This window comes from Mycoplasma sp. P36-A1 (assembly GCF_049478495.1).
In the GTDB taxonomy this organism is placed as follows: Bacteria; Bacillota_I; Bacilli_A; order JAJDGJ01; family JAJDGJ01; genus P36-A1.
On sequence record NZ_CP168083.1, the window covers coordinates 1792171 to 1812711 of the forward strand.

General features: G+C 28.6%; 18 protein-coding genes and 2 riboswitches. Of the genes, 4 read left to right on the forward strand and 14 right to left on the reverse strand.

The annotated features are described in order from the left end of the window. Nucleotides 1-125 precede the first annotated feature (125 nt). From ACD762_RS08705 to ACD762_RS08715, 3 genes are all read right to left on the reverse strand, one after another. Nucleotides 126-1214 carry a M24 family metallopeptidase gene (locus ACD762_RS08705; protein WP_423363604.1) on the reverse strand — a complete coding sequence of 363 codons (1089 nt, stop codon included), beginning with the start codon at nucleotides 1212-1214 and terminating at the stop codon, nucleotides 126-128. A gap of 196 nt (nucleotides 1215-1410) precedes the next feature. After that, nucleotides 1411-2952, reverse strand: coding sequence for a glycine betaine ABC transporter substrate-binding protein (locus ACD762_RS08710; RefSeq protein WP_423363605.1), 1542 nt, complete (start codon nucleotides 2950-2952; stop codon nucleotides 1411-1413). Next, nucleotides 2952-4076 carry a betaine/proline/choline family ABC transporter ATP-binding protein gene (locus ACD762_RS08715; protein ID WP_423363606.1) on the reverse strand — a complete coding sequence of 375 codons (1125 nt, stop codon included), beginning with the start codon at nucleotides 4074-4076 and terminating at the stop codon, nucleotides 2952-2954. The genes ACD762_RS08710 and ACD762_RS08715 overlap by 1 nt, the downstream gene beginning before the upstream one ends. A gap of 277 nt (nucleotides 4077-4353) precedes the next feature. Here ACD762_RS08715 and ACD762_RS08720 point away from each other — a divergent pair, with 277 nt between their 5' ends. Both ACD762_RS08720 and ACD762_RS08725 read left to right on the forward strand, forming a co-directional pair. Beyond that, entirely contained in the window at nucleotides 4354-5160 is an 807-nt protein-coding gene (locus tag ACD762_RS08720; protein ID WP_423363607.1) for a hypothetical protein, read from the forward strand. A 103-nt stretch (nucleotides 5161-5263) separates the two neighbouring features. Further along, entirely contained in the window at nucleotides 5264-5737 is a 474-nt protein-coding gene (locus ACD762_RS08725) for a GNAT family N-acetyltransferase (RefSeq protein WP_423363608.1), read from the forward strand. A gap of 64 nt (nucleotides 5738-5801) precedes the next feature. On the opposite strand, the gene ACD762_RS08730 is transcribed toward ACD762_RS08725, so the two are convergent. From ACD762_RS08730 to ACD762_RS08740, 3 genes are all read right to left on the reverse strand, one after another. Further along, complete coding sequence (locus ACD762_RS08730; RefSeq protein WP_423363609.1) at nucleotides 5802-7268, reverse strand: aminoacyl-histidine dipeptidase; 1467 nt, start codon at nucleotides 7266-7268, stop codon at nucleotides 5802-5804. 224 nt (nucleotides 7269-7492) lie between these two features. After that, nucleotides 7493-8905, reverse strand: a complete 1413-nt coding sequence (locus ACD762_RS08735) for an amino acid permease (protein ID WP_423363611.1) — start codon at nucleotides 8903-8905, stop codon at nucleotides 7493-7495. 666 nt (nucleotides 8906-9571) lie between these two features. Further along, a complete protein-coding gene (locus ACD762_RS08740; RefSeq protein WP_423363612.1) occupies nucleotides 9572-11086 on the reverse strand; it encodes a 4Fe-4S dicluster domain-containing protein in 1515 nt (504 codons plus the stop codon). A 472-nt stretch (nucleotides 11087-11558) separates the two neighbouring features. On the opposite strand from ACD762_RS08740, the gene ACD762_RS08745 reads away from it, so the two are divergent. Then, nucleotides 11559-12950: an MATE family efflux transporter gene (locus tag ACD762_RS08745; protein ID WP_423363613.1), complete on the forward strand. Its 1392-nt coding sequence runs from the start codon at nucleotides 11559-11561 to the stop codon at nucleotides 12948-12950. Nucleotides 12951-13096: 146 nt separating this feature from the next. Here ACD762_RS08745 and tenA read toward each other — a convergent pair whose 3' ends face one another. The 7 genes from tenA to ACD762_RS08780 form a co-directional block, all read right to left on the reverse strand. Beyond that, nucleotides 13097-13771 carry a thiaminase II gene (gene tenA / locus ACD762_RS08750; RefSeq protein WP_423363614.1) on the reverse strand — a complete coding sequence of 225 codons (675 nt, stop codon included), beginning with the start codon at nucleotides 13769-13771 and terminating at the stop codon, nucleotides 13097-13099. 12 nt (nucleotides 13772-13783) lie between these two features. Next, entirely contained in the window at nucleotides 13784-14413 is a 630-nt protein-coding gene (gene thiE / locus ACD762_RS08755) for a thiamine phosphate synthase (protein ID WP_423363615.1), read from the reverse strand. Further along, on the reverse strand, nucleotides 14397-15278 hold the full coding sequence (gene thiM / locus ACD762_RS08760) for a hydroxyethylthiazole kinase (RefSeq protein ID WP_423363616.1): 882 nt from the start codon (nucleotides 15276-15278) through the stop codon (nucleotides 14397-14399). The genes thiE and thiM overlap by 17 nt, the downstream gene beginning before the upstream one ends. Then, nucleotides 15223-16026: a bifunctional hydroxymethylpyrimidine kinase/phosphomethylpyrimidine kinase gene (thiD, locus tag ACD762_RS08765; RefSeq protein ID WP_423363617.1), complete on the reverse strand. Its 804-nt coding sequence runs from the start codon at nucleotides 16024-16026 to the stop codon at nucleotides 15223-15225. The genes thiM and thiD overlap by 56 nt, the downstream gene beginning before the upstream one ends. Nucleotides 16027-16082: 56 nt before the next feature. Beyond that, nucleotides 16083-16180: riboswitch (TPP riboswitch) on the reverse strand. A gap of 40 nt (nucleotides 16181-16220) precedes the next feature. Next, a riboswitch (TPP riboswitch) is annotated at nucleotides 16221-16318 on the reverse strand. A gap of 59 nt (nucleotides 16319-16377) precedes the next feature. Beyond that, complete coding sequence (locus ACD762_RS08770; protein WP_423363618.1) at nucleotides 16378-16917, reverse strand: hypothetical protein; 540 nt, start codon at nucleotides 16915-16917, stop codon at nucleotides 16378-16380. Between the two features lie 211 nt (nucleotides 16918-17128). Then, nucleotides 17129-17515 (reverse strand): VOC family protein, encoded by a 387-nt coding sequence (locus tag ACD762_RS08775; protein ID WP_423363619.1) that lies wholly within the window; start codon nucleotides 17513-17515, stop codon nucleotides 17129-17131. Between the two features lie 88 nt (nucleotides 17516-17603). Continuing rightward, entirely contained in the window at nucleotides 17604-18629 is a 1026-nt protein-coding gene (locus ACD762_RS08780; RefSeq protein ID WP_423363620.1) for a PTS sugar transporter subunit IIC, read from the reverse strand. 295 nt (nucleotides 18630-18924) lie between these two features. On the opposite strand from ACD762_RS08780, the gene ACD762_RS08785 reads away from it, so the two are divergent. Beyond that, nucleotides 18925-19179, forward strand: a complete 255-nt coding sequence (locus ACD762_RS08785) for a hypothetical protein (protein WP_423363621.1) — start codon at nucleotides 18925-18927, stop codon at nucleotides 19177-19179. Between the two features lie 21 nt (nucleotides 19180-19200). On the opposite strand, the gene ACD762_RS08790 is transcribed toward ACD762_RS08785, so the two are convergent. Beyond that, nucleotides 19201-20496 carry a D-alanyl-D-alanine carboxypeptidase family protein gene (locus ACD762_RS08790; RefSeq protein WP_423363622.1) on the reverse strand — a complete coding sequence of 432 codons (1296 nt, stop codon included), beginning with the start codon at nucleotides 20494-20496 and terminating at the stop codon, nucleotides 19201-19203. Nucleotides 20497-20541: the final 45 nt, after the last annotated feature.

Consider the following 20541-nt stretch of genomic DNA (forward strand, 5'->3'; position numbering starts at 1 on the left):
TATTAAATTAAAGTAGTTTAGCTAAAAGAAATTATAATGTATAAAATAGATTGGATAAGAAAAAAAGCTAGCATATCAATAGTTGATATACTAGCTTAATATAAATATACTATTAATTTCTTATTTTAAAGCACTTTTAAATCTAAACTAATTTTATTTAATGAGCGTGCTCCTTCTTTTTCTACTATTACTATATTTTCTAATCTTACTCCGATATTTTTATCATATATATATATTCCTGGTTCTATTGTAAAGATATTATCTACTTCAAGAATTTGATCATTTGAAGCTGATATATCACCTGCTTCATGTACTTCCATTCCGATAAAGTGTCCTAGTCTATGTGTAAAGTATTTCCCATATCCCATTTCAGTTATATAGTCTCTTGCTATTTTATCTATTGTGCTAGCTTTAACACCTGGCTTTACAGCTGCATGAGCTCTTAAATTTGCTTCTTTTACTATTTCATATATTTCTCTATGTAAATCTGAAACTTCTTTGTAAAAGATTGTTCTTGTCATATCTGAAGCGTATTTATCTTTGTAACAACCTATATCTAATACTACACAGTCTTTTGGTTGTAGTTTAGTATTATCAATTTTATGATGTGGATCTGCTGCATTTTTTCCAAATCCTACTATTGGTGAAAAAGAGAATCCTTCATCAGTTTGCTCAGCATAGTATTCTGCAATTTTATCTTTAACTAGTTCTTCAGTTATATCACCCTTGTATGTATGTATAAACTCTTGTATTTTTATCATTGTTTCATCATTAATTCTACTAGCATTTTCCATTAGTTTTATTTCTTTTTCATCTTTTAATGCTCTTATTCGATCAATTACAAATGATCCTACTACAAATGGATGTGCTAATCCTCTATCTTGTAATGGTATTAAATATCTTGCTTCCATAAATTTATCAACACCTATTACTTTATCTGTTTCTAAATCATCATACAAAGCCTGAATATAATTATCTGTATCTTTCCATTTCTTTACTATTATATCTTCACTTAATTTTTCTGTTGGAAACATCTCATGTATGTATAGTATTGGCGCTTTGTCCTGTGACAAGATTAATGCTATCATACGATGTCCTGTATGGAATTGAACATTAGTCATATAGTAAATTGACCATTCATCCGTTACAACTATTTGGTTAATATTATTTTCTTTCATGGAATTTATAATTCTATCATATCTATTTTTTATCATATTAACTCCCCCTTATTGTAACCATTATAATATTTTTACATATGTTATGTCTATAAATATTTATAAATATCTTATTCATTATATTTATATCACATAATATACATAAGTTGATAACTCATTGTAAATTTAAGGTGTTCACTTAGTAAAAAGAAAAACACCTCTATTCATTTTTGTTTAGAGGTGTTTTGTTTTTAAACTATTCTGTTATTATTCCTTTTTCAACTAACCATTCTTTTGCTACTTGTTCAGGATCTTGTTGTTCTTCATCTACTTTATAGTTTAATTTTTGCATTTCTTCTTCATCTATAATGTTTTCTAAAGTTTTTAAGACATCTTTTAACTCTGGAAATTTTTCTAATGTTTCATTTCTTATTACTGGTACTGCATAATATGGAGGGAAATAATGTTTATCATCCTCTAATATTGTTAAGTTAAACTTAGAAATTAGTCCATCTGTTGAGAAAGCATCTATAGCTTGTGCACTTCCATTTTCTAGAGCACTAAATCTTAGTGATCCATCTACTGGTGTAACACTTTTGAATTTAAAACCATATAATTTTTCTAGACCTGGTAGTCCATCTTGTCTATTTACAAATTCTAATGTTGCTGCTACTACACTATCACTAGCAACTTTTTTCAAGTCTGATAATGTTTTTAAATCGTGTTTTTTAGCAAACTCTGGTAATACTGATATTGTATATGTATTATTAAATCCAATTGAATTTGATACATATAGTCCTACTTTGTCAAACTCTTTTTTTACATAATCAAACACTTTATTAGTATCTGATATTGGATCTTGTTTTAATATTGATACATACATTGTACCTGTATAATCTAAATACATATCAATGTTACCATTGACCATTGCTTCATAAGCAATTGAGCTTCCACCTAGATTTAATTCTCTTTTTACTTTTAAATCTGTTTGATCTTCAATAACTTCTGCAGCTATACTAGCAATAATTGATTGTTCAGTGAAGTCTTTTCCACCTACTACCATATCATATTGACTGTTTTGGTATGTATTATATCCAAGCCCACCTACTACTGCTATAGCTAAAGCGGCAAAAATACCATACATTACTTTTTTATTTGAAGGTCCTGAAACTCTTTTATATGATAGTTTTTCTTCTATTTTACCAAAGACACCATCAACTATTAGAGCTAAAATACAAGCAGGAACTGCTCCGGCTATTATTTGTTCATTATTTACTGTTCTAATACCTGAGAAGATTAAGAAACCTAATCCTCCTCCACCAATAAAGGCAGCTACTGTTACAACTCCTACAGCAGTTACTGCAGCAATTCTAACACCTGTCATGATTACTGGCAATGCTATTGGCAATTGAATTTTTGTTAGGATTTGTTTTTTTGTTAATCCCATACCAACAGCCGCTTCTATAGTATTAGGATTTATATTGTTAATTCCTATGTAAGTATTTTTTATGATTGGTAGTAGTGAGTACAATGTAACAACTACTATTGCTGGTAATTTACCTATACCTAGCAATGGAATCATAAATCCTAATAGTGCTAGTGATGGAATAGCTTGAATAATGTTGGCAATTCCTAACACTAATTTACTTGTTCTTTTAAAGTAATAAACTGAAATCCCTAATGGTACACCTATAAGTATTGCAATTCCAACTGTTATTGCTGTTATTACTAAGTGTTCTCCAGTTAAGTTAAGAATAGTGCCCATGTTGTCTACAAAATATGAAATAATTGATGACATTATTCTTCACCTCCTGCATTTAATGTATGGTTAACAAAGGTAACTAAAATACTTGTTTTAGTTATAATACCTTGTAATTTTCCATCTTTAAGTACTGGTATCATTGACACTTCATGCTCTGGTATATGTTTAAATAAATTTAATATTGGTTCATTAACATCACATGTAAATATTGTGTTTTGTACATAATCCATTACTTTAGCACCTTCTTCTATTTCTTTTCGAAGATTAGCAGCACTTATAGTTCCCTGATAAACATTTTCATCATCAACAACTATTAAGTGGTCTACTTTTTTCTCTCTAAATAAAGATATAGCATAAAATAATGATAGTTCTTTATTTACTGTTATTGGATTATTATTCATTATATCTTCTGCTTTTAATAGTTCTGGACTATCCCATAATCTATTTTCTCCAATAAATGATGATACAAAATCATTTTTAGGATCTCTCATTATCTTTTCTGGTGTATCGTATTGTACTATTTTACCTTCATGCATTATACAAATACGATTTGAAATTTTTATTGCTTCATTCATATCGTGAGTAACAAAGACAATAGTCTTTTTAAATTTCTTTTGAATTTTATTTAGTTCATCTTGTAGTTGTGCTTTAGTTATTGGATCAAGTGCACTAAATGGTTCATCCATTAAAATAATATCAGCATGGTTAGCAAATGCTCTTGCTATTCCTACTCTTTGTTGTTGTCCACCAGATAAATCATCTGGAAATCTTTTTGCATATGTATCATAATCTAAACCAACCATCTCTAATAATGATTTGGTTCTTTTTAAGATTTCCTCTGCCGATAGACCCTCAGCTTGAGGTATAACACCGATGTTTTGTTCTATTGTCATATTTGGAAATAATCCAGTTTGCTGTATTACATACCCCATTGATCTTCTTAATTTAATAGGATCATGATCATATATACTTTTACCATCTATCAAGATATCTCCACTAGTAGCATCATTTAGTCTATTAATCATTTTTAATGTGGTAGTTTTACCACAACCACTAGGGCCGATAAGCGTCACTAGTTCACCAGCATTGATTACTAGATTCATATCTTCGATAACAGTGTGCTTACCATAATTCTTTTTAACATTTTTAAACTCTATCACTGTTTATTCCTCCCTTATGTTTTGATTATAACATAAATAAATGGATTTCATAAATATAGTAATAAATTAATATATACAAATAGTGTTTTTCCTAATATATATTAGAGCACTTTTACTTATAGTTAATTTCTATAGATATATAATAAAAATAGCGTGACAAAAGTTATTGTTTGTGAAAGATTTCATTAGTACACTGTTAAAAATGTATTGCTTACAATTCATGTTATTGATATAATTTAAGTAGAACAATTCTAATAATTATTAAGGAGAAAATATTATGAAAAAATTTCTAAGTGTATTTAGTGCATTAGTATTAGCGGTTATATTAACTGCATGTGGTGGAGCAACTGCAGATGGAAGCTATGCTGCTGCAGACAATAATCCATCTAATGGATGGCAAACAGTTTTAACATTTGATGTTGCTGATGGAAAAATTACTAATACTAAGATTGATTCTGTAAACTTACAGTCAGGTACTGCTAAGACTAAAGCTGAATTATCTAAAGAGGGTAAATATGTATTATCACCTGGTAATGCTGGTGAGATGGATGTTCAATATGGTGTAATTGCTGATTATATTAATGAACATGATGGTTTAACAGGAATTAAATTTAATGATGATAACAAAACTGATGCTGTTGCTGGTGCAACTATTACGTTCTCTGAGCTTCCTCAATTAATTGATGATGCTAAGAAACATGGTGTTGTTGAAAAAGGTGACTTAACTGATGGTGTTTATTATGCTAAAGGTACTACTGCTGATGCTCAAGGATATATTCCTACATTAGGTTACTATGTATTAAATGGTAAAATTATCGCTGCTAATATTGATGCTTTCAAAACTGAAGGTGAAACTACAACTTGGAAATCAACTGATTCTAAAGAAGAAGGAAAAGTTGACATGGGTGAAAATGAAGCTCCATTTAACGAACAAGCTTTAGCTGTTAGTTTATATATGACTCAAAATGAAGGTCTTAAAAATGTACAATTAACTGAAGAAGGTGCTGCTAATAATATTACTGGTGCTACAATGGTTATTGAACAATATATGACATTGTTTGAAAATGCAAAATTAGTAAAATAATTATTTAAGTTATAGCTTATGCTATAACTTTTTTTTGTGTTTATATTGCATAATTGTGATATTTTAGGTATAACATAATTATACAATAATAAGGAGTGTTAATATGAATGAGTATACTATGAGACTTGCTAAACGTGAAGATGCAAGCACCATTTTTAATTTTATTACTAAACTAGCAATCTATGAAGAGATGCTTGAAGCAGTTACTGGGGATGTTAGTTTAATTGAAAAGAATTTATTTGAGAACAAATGTGCTGAGGTTTTACTTATTGAAGATAATAATAAACCTGTTGCTTTTGCTGTCTTCTTTACTGGTTTTTCTACTTTTACTTGCAAAGGTACTTTATATTTAGAAGATCTATTTGTCGATGAAGAATACCGTAATAAAGGTATTGGAACAATGGTCTTCAAAAAACTTTCTGCAATTGCTAAGGAAAGAGATTATACAAGAGTAGAGTGGGTATGTTTAGATTGGAATCAAAACTCAATTGACTTCTATGAAGAAAAAATTGGAGCAAACGCCCTAAAAGAATGGATTAGATTTAGATTAGATGGAGAAAACTTAGAAAATTTCTAATAGATAAAAAAAAGTAATTACAAATTGTAATTACTTTTTTTATCTTGTATTATTCTACTTGTTTTTAGTACTCTGCAATATCTTGTAATACTGCTTTAAGTAAACGGTAGTTATTGTCTGCTGAAGCAATGTTCATGTGTTCTTGAGCAGTGTGTGCACCATTAATAGTTGGGCCAAAGCTGATGAATTCTACATCGGCAGCCATTTTTTCTTTAAATAGTCCACATTCAAGTCCAGCATGAATTGCACTTACTACTGGTTCTTTATCAAAAAGTCCTTCATATTTTTTTACAAATAGATCTTTGATTTTTGAATTTGGATTGAATGGCCAAGCTGGGTAGAATGATCCTGAAACAACTTCAGCTCCTACTACTTTACCAATAACATTAAATTCTTCTACTAATGCTTGTTTTTGAGAAACAACTGATGATCTACATGCTGATCCAATTGTTACAATGTTTTCTTTAGTTTCTAAAACTCCTGGGTTAGTTGAAGTTTGAACTAAGTTTTCAATATATTTAGAATAAGTTTGAGGTCCATTTGGAGTTAATACTAGGGCGTATACTACTCTTAATGAATCTTCTCTAGTCATAGCTTTGAAGCTACCTTTTGCAGTATTTAAGAATACTACATGAACATCACTATCTTGTGGTGTATATTCTTCTTTTAATTCTTCATTTAATTTAGTACAAATTTTTGTGATTTTTTCTAAATCTTCATTTGCAATAACTATTTTAGCTAAAGTATCTCTTGTAATGGCGTTTACTTTTGATCCACCGTTAGCTTCAATAATTTGGAATGCAATTTTAGCTTCTGCAAGTAAGTTTAAGAATCTTCCCATAACTTTATTTGAGTTAGCTCTATCTTTGTGAATTTCAAGTCCAGAGTGACCACCAAGTCCACCTGTTACTTCAACTTCAACACATAGTCCTTCAACATCTTCGTATACAACTGGGATATTAATATTTGTATTATTACCACCAGCACATGACATGTAGAATACACCTTCTTCTTCACAGTCAATATTAATGAAAATTTTACTTTTTAATGATGAAACATCAATGTGGTGTGCACCAGTCATTCCTGTTTCTTCATCAGTTGTAATAATTACTTCTAATGGAGGTAAATCTGATTTTAAATCATCTAATAATGCCATTGAGTAAGCCACACCGATTCCATCATCTGCACCTAAAGTAGTATCATTAGCATAGATGTCATCACCTTTAATTATCATTTCAATTGGATCTTTCATGAAATCATGTTTAGAGTTTTTCCCTGCTTCTCCAACCATGTCAATGTGACCTTGTAATATAACTGGTTGTGCAGTAGCAAGTTTACCTTGTCCTGCTTTTTTAATAATAATATTATTTTCTTCATCTTGAATTACTTCTAAATTACGATCTTCAGCCCATTTTTTTAAATGATCACTTATTGCTTTTTCATTTTTAGAAGTTCTTGGAATTTGGTTTATTTCTTTAAAAAACTCAAATACTTTTTCTGATTCTAGACCTTTAAATTTGCTCATATCCATATTCTTTTCCTCATTTCATTTTTTTTGCAATTATATCTATCTAACTTATTGCTCTACCTTAATATAACCACATTAATATACGCAATTCAAATAATAAAGCCTGTAATTTGTAGATGTACAAATAAGTATCACGACTTTATCATGAAGTATAGCATATGTATATGAATTATCTATTTACCTGATTAAGTTTAAGTATAGAAAATGTTATAAATTATTTAAATTTCTTATTTATTTATAACTAGATTGTTATTTTTAATGATTTTTCGCTCTCTGTTTTTTAAAATTCCATGATATGCTATTAATAATATGATAAACCAGATAGGAGTACATAATAATGGTAGTCTTGTTGCATCATTTACTCCTAATACTACTATTATAAATGCTAAGAATCCAAAGATCACATAACTTGATATTGGGAATAATGGCATTTTAAATTTTGATGTTTTTGCCAGTTCTGGTCTTGTTTTACGATAGCGATAATGTGATAGAGTAATGCTTCCCCAAATGAAGACAAAGCATGTTGTTGTAACTCCTGATATAAGTACAAATGCTTGTGAAGCGTTTGGAACAAAGTAATTTATTAAGATTGCTCCACCTATGACACTCCCTGAAAATAGTAATGAATTTAAAGGTACTTTATGCTTAGATACTTTTTTAAACATCTGTGGTGCAGAATTTCCTTTTGCTAATGAAAAGACCATTCTTGATGTTGAGAAAACTGCACTGTTACAAGCTGACATTGCCGAAGTTAATACGACAAAATTAATGGCTGTTGCAGCCGAAGCTATACCTGCTGCCATAAACACTTTTACAAATGGAGACTGTGTTGGGTCTACTATATCCCAAGGATATATTGACATGATGATTGCTAAAGCACCAACATAAAATAATATTATTCTTATTGGAATACTATTTACTGCTTTTGGTAAACTTTTTTCTGGATCGGCAGTTTCTCCAGCAGTTAAACCTATCATTTCTATTCCAGCAAAGGCAAAACAAACCATTTGAAATGAAATCAAGAATCCTTTTATACCTTTAGGAAATAATCCATGTCTTGAAATGATATTACTAAATGATGCGTGTATTACTTCACCATTGCTTGAAGTGTATTGTAGTCCTGTAAATATTAAATATGCACCTACTAATATTAATGCAATAATTGCTACTATTTTAATTATCGCAAACCAGAACTCTATTTCACCAAATAGTTTTACTGATAATGAATTTAATCCTACTAGTATAGCTAGAGCTATTAATCCTGGTAGCCATCCAGGCATTGCTGGTATCCAATACTGTGTATATAATCCAACTGCTGTTAAATCAGCCATTGCAGCACATACCCAACATAACCAATATGTCCATCCAACTAAAAAGGCCATTCTTTCTCCTAAGTATTCTTTAGTAAAATCTACAAAAGAGTGGAAATTTAGGTTAGATAATAGTATTTCACCTAAAGCTCTCATTACTAAAAACAATACTCCTCCTGTAATCATATAAGCAAATAGTATAGATGGTCCAGCTAAGGCTATTGATTGCCCTGAACCTAGAAATAATCCTGTACCAATTGCACCTCCAATAGCCATCAATTGAATGTGCCTATTAGATAATCCTCTTTCTAATTTATGTGTTTCTTCCACAAAACTTCACTCCTAACTTTCTTGCATCTAAATGCACCTGTTGTTTGTATTAAATAAATAATATCAATTTTTACAATACGTGACAATAGGTAGTGATATTGAGCAATGATAACCCTATAATATTTACTTATCGTGTGTCTATATTGTTGTTGAACTTGTCTTATGTCATAGTAATATTGCTAATGTCTTACCTTAATATTATTAATGAAAGTGCTAACATTTTTAACTTTTTCTTAAATTATTTTTGCATTTAATAAATAAATCGAATTTATAGTTTAAATTAAAAACTGTAGTTTTAATTTATATGCAATAGTATAATTTGATGTTTTTTTCACAATCTTGAAATTTCTATAATATTAAATTATAAAAATTATTCAAGTGTTTCTTTTGTGTACTAGCCTAAATCTTTATATAATTATGAAATTTTTTTCTATTATGTGGTCTAATTGCTTTTAATGATTAATTATAAAACATTACTATGCAATTTGTTGTAATTGATATAGGTTTTTAATTATTTTTCCTGTATTATTAATCAGTATTATTTATATGTTGTTATTTTTTAGTAGTCAAACTCTAACTATTATTAGAAATAATCACTTATTGAAGCATAAAAAAAGGAATAACTTTCATTATTCCTTTTTCATTAGTACTATGCTAATTATTATATTATTCTAATAGTTCTAAATATTCGCGATATTTTGTTTCGTCTGCAACTTTTAGTTTCGCATCATTTTTATATTTCTTAACTTCATTTGTTGATTTAATTATTGGTTGTAATGTTCCTGCTCCTGCAACACATCCACCAGGACAACCCATTCCTTCTAATAAGTAACCATCATATTTTCCTGATTTTGCAACCATTAACATTTTACGGCATTCTGCTAAACCATCAGCACTCATTGTTTTTACTTCTATTCCTGGGTATTTATTTTTTATTACATTGGCAACTGCTGCTGCAACACCACCACCATTGGCAAATCCACGACCATCGGCTGTAGATTCAAAGACCATTTCATCATCATTAAGATTTTCAAAGTCTATATCTCTAGCTTCAAATAATCCCATTAATTCTTCATAAGTTAATACAAAGTCAATATCTGATCTCACTGTTGTTCTACTTGCTTCAAGCTTTTTAGCTGAACATGGACCAACAAATACTACTTTACATTCTGGATGTTCTTTTTTAATTAGTCTTCCTGTTAGTACCATTGGAGTTAAGGCCATTGATATATTATCTTTAAAATCAGGGAATAAATTTTTAGCCATTACTGACCAAGATGGACAACATGATGTACCCATCCATTTTAATTTATCTGGAACTTCTTTTACAAAGTCTTCTGCTTCTTCAACTGTGCATAAATCTGCACCTATTGCAACTTCAATAACATCTTCAAAACCTAATTTAATCATTGCTGATTTAAGTCTATTAGGTGTTACTTTTGGGCCAAATTGTCCTACAAATGATGGAGCTACACAAGCATATACTGGTACTTTTTCATCTTTTAAAGCAATTATAGTTTGGAATATTTGACCTTTGTCTGAAATGGCTCCAAATGGACAGTTTACTAAACACATACCACAAGATACACATTTATCTTGATCTATATCTGCTCTTCCTAACTCATCTGAAGATATAGCATCTACACCACATGCATTAGCGCATGGTCTAACTGATCTCATAATAGCATCATATGGACAAGCTGTAATACACTTACCGCATTTAATACATTTATCTTGGTCTATTAATGAGCGACCATTTACTATATGACAAGCATCTACTGGACAAACAATTGTACATGGGTGAGCTAAGCAACCACGACATGCATCAGAAACTTTAACTACATTGTCAGGACACTTATTACAAGCAAATTTAATTATATTTACAAGAGGTGGATCATAATACTTTTCTGCTATGGCACTATCAATGATACCTCTTGAGATTGGGGCATGTTCTGTTGTATCTCTTAATGGTAGTCCTATACTTAATCTTAATCTTTCTCCAATTATTGCTCTTTCTAAGAAGATACTGTCTCTATAAGTTGCAACTTCTCCTGGCAATATTTTATAAGGTAACTCATCTAATCTAGTATAGTCTCCACCTTCATATGCTAATCTAGCTACTTCGGTAAAAACTTTACGTCTTAGTTCAGTTACTGGAGTATATACTCCTCTTATACTCATAATTATAACCTCATTTCATTATTTCATTTGTTCAATTTTACTTTTTATCTATAAGTAAACACGTCTATTATGATAACCCATCATCAATCAATAAACAATAGTTATAGAAAAGTTGTATAACCATATATTAGATTTATATACATTTCACATATATGTACTCTAATGTATTTATATAATTACTCTACTACATTATGATTTAAAAAGTAATTATTTAGCTTTTATATTTCTACATGCAAATTAAGTATCTTTCTTGAATAAAATATGCATAGAATGTATCTATATATTGTGAGTATTATATATATAACAATATTATAACTAAATCTAACTGATTGTTTACATAAAAAGTCTTTAAAAGATTTCACTTTTGTAATATAATTTTGGTATTCAAATATATAGTTTGCAAATAGAATATTTAAGTTAGTTTTCGGACTAACTTTTGTTATTTTAGTAATAAAGTTAGGAGATAGATTTCATGATAGATTTAACAAAAAACCACCCTTTTAAAACAATTTTATTATTTAGTATTCCTTTATTAATTGGAAATATTTTTCAACAAATATATAGTTTGTCCGATACTATAATTGTTGGTAAAACTCTTGGCGTTGATGCCTTAGCAGCTGTTGGATTTACTGGATCTATCTCCTTTTTAATAATTGGTTTTGCTCAAGGTCTTACTATTGGTATGTCTTTGTTAATTGCAAAATTTTATGGAGCTAAGCAATATGATCGTGTTAAAACTAGTTTTGCTGCTAGTATTATAATTAGTTTTATAGCTTCTGTACTCTTAATGGCTCTATCGTTTACTTTTTTAGATGACATGATGAAATGGATGAATACTCCTGTTGAAATTGAACAAAGTGCAAAAATCTATTTGTCTACTATTTTTGCTGGTCTTCCTTTTATATTGTTATTTAACTTGTTCTCTAATGTTATTAGAGCCTTAGGTGATTCTAAAACGCCTTTATTCTTTCTAGCAATTTCTTGTATTGCTAATGTAGTTTTAGCTTTAATTTTTATTTGTATTTTTAACATGGGAATATTTGGAGCTGGCTTAGCTACTTTTATTGCTTATATTATTCCTGTAATACAATGTATATATCTAATCAAAAAGAATATGCCAATGTTAGTTATTAATAAGGATTCTTTTGAAAATATTATTTTGAGTGATTTTTCTAATCATTTAAAAATGGCCTTGCCTATGGGGTTTCAAATGTCTATTATTGGTATTGGCGTTATTGTTCTACAAACTACTTTAAACTCATTAGGAACTGATGTAGTAGCTGCACAATCTATTGCTAATAAAGTTGATCAACTTGCAATACAACCATTGAATTCTATAGGAATTGCTATGGCTACCTTTACTGCTCAAAACTATGGTGCAAAGTTATATCAAAGAATTATTGTTGGTGTAAAACAGACACTCATTGCTTCTATTACTTTTGGTATATTTGCTGGTTTACTAATTATATTTTTAGGTAAAATAATTATTCTAGGTTTTGTATCACCTGAAGAAACTGCTGTTATTGAACTTACTCAAACTTATTTTTTAATTACTGAAAGTGGTTATTTTATTCTAGCAACTCTTTTTGTATTAAGAAATACACTTCAAGGTCTAGGCTATGGTATAACTACTACGGCAGCAGGAATTGCTGAGTTAGTTATGCGTTCTTTTGCAGCTATTGTGCTAGTTCAATATATTGGTTTTGCTGGTGCTTGTCTAGCTAGTCCTTTAGCTTGGTTAGGTTCAACTCTTATTTTAATTATTAGATATAAATCGGCAAAATCATTATTAAAAGATGAAACATATGATATATATTTTGATATTAATACTTATAATTCTAATGATTTAGTAGCTGCATATTAGTTTATATATTTCAAATTATTATCTTAATAAATATTATTAGTACTAGTATACTAATGATTTTATAAATTGATACTTAGTATTTAATACTACTATTAAAAAAGACTGAATTTACCTATAATTGGATAAATTCAGCCTTTTTGTATTCTTTATAGTAAATATGACATTTCTTGTTTATATGCCATATCCCAAAATAAGTATTCAAACTCTACACTTGAGATAAATATTTCTTCTATTTCTTTTTTTTGTTCATTAGTTTTTGTTGCTACTATTTCATCTATTACATCATAAAACCATTCAAATGATTCTTCAAAGTTATTACTTGAATAACTATCTATCCATGTTTTATAATAATTATTTTCATACTTGTCTTGATATTGCTGTTTCAGTCTTCTTGCATAGTCACTATAAACCCAAGCACAGGGAAAGATTGTTGCAAGTATATGCACTAATTCTTTAGTTTGTCCTACAGCTAACATGTTAGCTGTGTAGGTTCTATTATATAAAGATGCTTTTGTGTTTTGAATTTGATCATTATTTATGTTAAATTTTTTCATATAATATATGTGTGTTTGCATCTCATTTGCTAGAATGTTATGTTGGACATTAGTCAGTTTGCTTAATATGTCAATATCATCAGCTTTTACTACTGCTAATGCGTATACTTTAGCATACTGTATTAAATATTGGTAATCTTGTAGAAGGTAAAATTTGAATTTTTCTTTTTCTAAAGTTCCTTTTCCAATTTCTTGTACAAATGGATGGTTATACCCTTTTTCCCATACTTCCATGGCTTTATCCTTTAGTTGTCTTGAAAATGACATTGTTATCATCCTTTATATTATTTTTGTTAATTCTTTGATGTTTTTTGCTGCTTGTTTTATATTTTTCTTGCCTATGATTGCTGAAACAATAGCTACTCCATCTATATTAGTATTTCTAAGTTTATCTATTGTTTGCTCATTTATACCACCAATAGCTACTACTGGTATTTTTAGATTTTTTTTAATATTTATTAGTGTTTCAATTGAAACATTGCTAGCATCATCTTTTGTTTTAGTAGTAAATACTGCACCTACTCCTACATAATCAGCTTTATCAATTTCTGCTTGTTTAGCTTCTTTAAGGTTACTAACAGATATTCCTAATATTTTATTTTTTCCAATTAATTTTCTAACTATCTTAGCATTTAAATCTTTTTGTCCTACATGTATACCATCGGCATCTATTGCTAAAGCAATATCTACTCGATCATTAATTATTAATGGAATTTGATACTTTAGACATACTTTTTTTATTTTCATTGCCTGGTTATAAAATTCTAGACTATCTAGGTTTTTTTCTCTTAATTGTATTATGCTACAACCACCTTGAATTGCTTGTTCTACTGCATCTTCTAGTTTTGTTACACTCATTATTTTTGAATCTGTCACTAAATATAAACTATAATTAATGTTTGATTTCATTTATCTTACACTTTTCATTAAATATTACTTCATCAATTTTACTGACTGCATCTATTATTCCGATGTGAAAGCTACCTAATCCTGCATCTATGTTTCTTTCTAAGGAAATTTCTCCTGCAATACCCATTACTGAAATTGCTGTTGCACAAGCACTTAAATAGTCATCTTTATTTGCTGCTAAGCAAGCTGCTATAAGAGATGTTAACATACATCCTGTTCCAGTTACTTTAGCTAGTTGTTCTACTCCATTATGTATTTCGATGCTTTTTTCACTATTGCTTATTACATCAATTTCTCCTGTTATAGCTACAATACAGTCTAATTTTTTTGCTAGGTTTCTAGCTATCTCTACTTTGTTATCATTTCTTTTAATATCTTGTTCTGATGCATCTACACCTTTTGTTTTAGAATTTAATCCTGCAATAAAGCTTATTTCTGATATATTCCCTCTTAATACTGTTATTTTGACTCTGTTTAATATTCTAGATATTGCTTCATCTCTTAATTCTGATGCTCCTACTCCTACTGGATCTAGTACTACAGGAATATCTAATTGATTAGCTCTTTCACCTGCTTTTATCATTGCTAAGATTGTTCTTTGGTTAAGTGTACCTATATTCAATACTAAAACTGAACTAATGCTAACTATTTGTGCTACTTCTTTTATATCATCTGCCATTAGTGGTGAAGCACCTATGCTTAATGTTATATTGGCACAATCATTAACACTTACATAGTTTGTAATATGGTGTACTAATGGTTTTATATCTTTTACATTTTTTAAATTATTTGTATATTGGTTCATTTTTCTAGTCTTCTTTCTTTTGATTTTGATATAAATTATAAAAGTGGTTTGTTGGTCCATGACCACTTCCAATATTAAGTGAATGTTTAATTGCAGTTGTTACATATTTTTTTGCTTGTGCAACTGCTTCATTTAAAGATAATCCTTTTGCTAAATTAGATGCAATTGCTGAAGAATAAGTACATCCTGTTCCATGCGTATTTTTTGTATTTATTCTTTCTGCTTTATAGTAATAAAAATTTTTTCCATCATATAAGATATCTGTAGCATCTTCTTTACTGTGTCCACCTTTTATTAACACTGCTTTTGCCTTCATATTTATTATTATTTTAGCTGCCTTTTCCATATCTTTATGATTTTCTATTTTCATTTGAGCAATTTCTTCTGCTTCGGGGATATTAGGTGTTATTAAATCAGCTATCGGCAGTATTACTGCTTTCAGTGTTTCTATACTGTCTCTTGCCATTAAAGCACTTCCGTTCTTAGCAAACATTACTGGATCAACAACTATATTTTTTGCCTGATATTCTTTTAACTTTATAGCTACTGTATTCATAATTTCTTTACTTGATAACATTCCTATTTTGACTGCTTCTGGTCTTAAGTCTTCAAATATCGCTTCTATTTGTTTATTAATTATATCGATATTTATATCTTGATAATCCAAAACTGTCTGGGTATTTTCTGCAACTACTGAACAAACCACTGACATTCCAAATAATTCATGTGCTGAAAAGGTTTTGATATCAGCCTGAATTCCAGCACCGCCACTGCAATCTGATCCTGCAATACTTAATATTGGTTTCATTAATATGCCTTCTTTCTATATAAATAAAAAATGATGCCCTGTATAAAGCACCATCATATTTTCAATGGTTTGCTTCCTACACTAGTGTTAACTAACAGGTTCAAAGGGTCAAGTTTAACTTTCTCAACGATCAATCGTTCCCCTGCAAACATAATTATTTTGTTTTAAATATAAAAAGCTCCAAAAAGGAGCTTAAATTTTAATTTACTGCTTCCTTCGCTAGTGTTAACTATCAGGTTCTAAGGGTCAGGTTTTACCTTCTCAACGATTAATCGTTCCCCTGCATTCATTTTATATATATTATTAGTTTACCATTAGAATATGCCTTTGTAAATATTAGTATAAGGAATTTTATTTTTTAGACTCTTTAAATGCTGATACATTTATGTGTACTGTATCTGCTTTCTTGCTTGCAACTGTTGTAAATGTTACACCATTTATTATTGTTTCTTTACCTGTTGCAGCAATTATTTTATCCATGTCTTTTGCTGTTAGTTCTTTAATTGTCTGTGATTTAAGCAGTGTATTTACTTCTTTTAAAAGGGCTGCTGTTTCTTTTTTAGGAGCGATGTAATCTACTGATGTTAATCCTATATTATCTTTATACTTTCCTATTGTTATTTCTATTTTATTTTTTTCTCCACTAAAATATCCCTTTTTTTCTTCAGGTAATTTTTTAAATTCTTTTATTACAGCATCATAATATGTACTACTTTTAAAAATGTTATCACTTTTGTTTTTGTCTGAATCAAAAGCTACTTCTTGACTTGTAGCCTTTGCATCTGCTTTGGTTTCTGTTTTAGTATCTGCTTTTTTTTCGGCTTTTTTTTGCCCACATGCTGTTGCGATAATGCATATGCATACTATTGCAAATATTTTTTTAAATTTCATTTTATTTCTCCTTTTTATCAATTTTACTTATTATATCTCCTTTCTTTTTCTTAATAATATAGTAGCAAATTCATTAATTAAAAGTCCTTATTTTTTTCTTAAGTTACTCTTACTTTTTAGTAACAATTATCATAAAATATTTAGATTTATTATTTTTAATATCACTCTAGGTAATAAAAAAAACGCTTTTTAAAGCGTCTTGATATTATCTTTATTCTTTTATCTGATGTAACATCCATAAATAGCCAAATTCATCTTTAAACATTGAGTTAGTTACTTTATATTCTTTCATCTCTTTTATTGGTTGTATTTCAATACATCCAAGTCTTAGTGCTTTTTTATGAACTTCTTCTATATTTAAAACGACTACATTAAACCATATTGGCATATAAATATCTGGTTTTGGTGCATGTAAATGGTATTCTTCATTTTCGTCTAACATATGAAATCTTGTGTTAAATATTTTGAATACTACTTCGTTTAAGCCTACTTCTAAGTTTGTTTTCTCTAATAGTTCTACATCAAAAATGCTTTGATATATTTTGATGGCTTGTAAACTATCTTTTACTATGAAATCAATTTCTACTCCTGTATACATAAATTACCTCCCTGTTTGTACTTCTTATATTTATTATACAATATTGTGTTAAATTATAATAGACTTTACATTTAAGTTTTTTATAATATTAAAGATTTACTTTATAGTCTAGATTAGTTACTAGCTTTAATTTGTATTTAAATAGATAATTTAGTATTAAGGCTACTATAAATGGTGCAACTGCAAATGCCATAATTGTTGTTACAATGTTATTTAGGTTATATCCAACTATACTTAAATGTGTAATTGGTCCTATTAAACCACAAGTACCAAACCCTGCTGATAATGAAGTTCCTTGAATGTTTAAATATACTCCTAATGTTGATGTTATAGCTGATGCAAGTGCACCAGGTATTATCATTTTAGGATTTTTTATAAAGTTTGCCATTAGTAGTTTTGGTGATCCTAATATTATAGCAATAGATGTTCCTAGCCCATTTTGTTTATAGCTTAGTGTTGCTAGTGTTATTGCCATTGTTGCGATTCCTAGTGTTGCAATTCCACTTGCATTTCCTGTAATTGAAATTAGTAGGGCTATTGCTACAGATGATATAGGTGATACGATTATAATTCCAAAACTAACTGCTATGAGCACTGCCATAATATAAGGTTGTAATTGCATAAAATATTGTATTGAAGTACCTATAGCTTGTGATATTAGTCCAATAGGTGCTGCCGTGTAGTAACAGATTAAACTTGTTACAAATACTGTTATTGCTGGTAATAATATTAGTTTATATGCTTTAAGCTTAGGTCCTATGTAAGTGATTATTATTAATGCAATGATGGCTCCTATTGCCATATTTATGATATCTCCTGTTCCTTTTATTAAGAACATTCCTTCTTCATTAATACCTTTTAATACACCACCTGCCATAAATGTTGATGCTATTAGTGATGCGCCACTTATTATATCTAGTTTATAGTTATAGGCTATACATGCTCCTATACTAACTCCCATTAAAGAATTAGCTAAACTTAAATATGGACTTATATAATTTAGTTCTAATAGTTTGGCTATTTGTCCAAATACAGCATCTGGCATTAATGCTATTACTACTCCAATACTCATTCCATTTAATATTTTAAATAAATGGTCTTTTATTAATGTCATTCTTTTTCTTACCTTTGTCTTTCTTTTAGTTTATTTGTTTTATAAAAAATACCACAGTTATCCTTATTGTGACAACTAATTAATGTTCTTTAGAATGATTTTCACTTTTTTTTAACGTAGTATCTATATTAATGAAAATTATCTTACTAGAATAAAATATGTGTTTATAGCTATTTTTTATCATTTATCTTTTATTATTTTGTGATGTTTAGATAACATTTGTATTAAAGATAAATTTTGATTTTTAACATTAAGTAAATATGGTATAATACTCATATTCGCAAGGGGGTATTATATGAAAATATTTTTTTCTAGTATTTTAATGATTATCTATGTTATTTTGATTGCTTTAACTTTGTTTATTTTACCTAATTCTGTTCACGCTCATTTAAGTAAGTATACTGCTTTATTATTAATTGTTCCATCTTTAGCTCTTGGGTATAAATATGCTTTTAATAGTAATTCTGATAATAAGCTTGCCATTCGATTATTTATTGTAATATGGATTATATTATTAATTTTAATTGCTTTAGGTATTGTTAATTTATAATAAAAAGGACTAATGTCCTTTTTATTTTTTGTAGATATCACTTATAAATTCGATTGCTTTTGCAAATATTCCTTTGTTTTGTACTTCATTAGCTACTACTACCTTTGTATTATTAATTGGTGTATTATCAAAGAATTGGGTTGTATCATTGATACTCATAACTCCAATTTCTTCACCTTTTTTATTTACATAGAACTTGTTTAGATGTTTGTTATAGTGTTGTAATTCTTCTATACTAAACTTAAAGTCTTGTCCTTTTTCTAGATATAAATAATATGGTTTGTCTAATGTAAATGTTACTTCATTAGTAGTAAATCCAGCTTTTGAATTTATTTGTATTTTATCTTGCATATTAACTGTTTCTAAATTATTAGCATATGAGTACATGCTAGCAATATCTGAATATAATGAAACTCTTGATTTTGATGCAAGAGATATAGCTAACAATGTGTTATTGTTTTCATCTTTTTTTAAGGCAACAATTGCATTTGAGTATTCTTCTATATTTGATCCTGTTTTTAAACCGAATACATTTTTTATTCCACTACTATTTCCATCCATTATTCCATTTACATTATGTAATGTTATTGGATTATTGTTACTTGTTCCTATTGTAGTTTCTAAATGATTTCCTGCTTCTATTATTTCAGGATAGTTTTTTTGTATTTGTTTAACTAGTAATACTAAATCATATGGTGACATTAAATTTTTTCCATCAGCTGCTTCTAAACCGACTTTTTTAATATATTTTCCATCTAAACCTGAAGTTGAAACAAAACTTGAATTTGTCATTTTCCACTCTTTTGCATTTGCATTCATTGCATTTACTGCAGCAGCTTGAGAACCAAATATTTCTTCTGCTAATAAAATCGATGCATCATTTCCTGAAGGCATCATTACTGCTTCATATAGTTCTTTTATTGTAAACTGTTGTCCTGATTTTAATCCTGCACTTGAAAAGTTAGAATGATTGTTTACATCATCAATTAGTTTACTTACTTTTACATTAGTATCTAGTGTTTTATTAACTGTGGCTAGTTGTTTAGACACTGTAGCTAAAAACATTGTTTTACTTACTGAGTAAACTGGAATAGATTGTTGCATATTATGATTAAATATAACCTGATTAGTATCTAAATTCATTAACAAACTAGCTTTATTACTTGTTTTTAATGTTGAGTAATCAAATGATATGTCTTTTTCTATATTTTGATTATTATTAACCTCTGTTACCTTATTTGGCATAAAGTATTTAAAGGCTGTAAAACTTATTAAAAGTAATAGTATTACAATTGGAATTATTTTTCTTTTTTTCAATTGGCATCATCCTTTTTTTATATTTTTGTTTATTTTTATTGTATC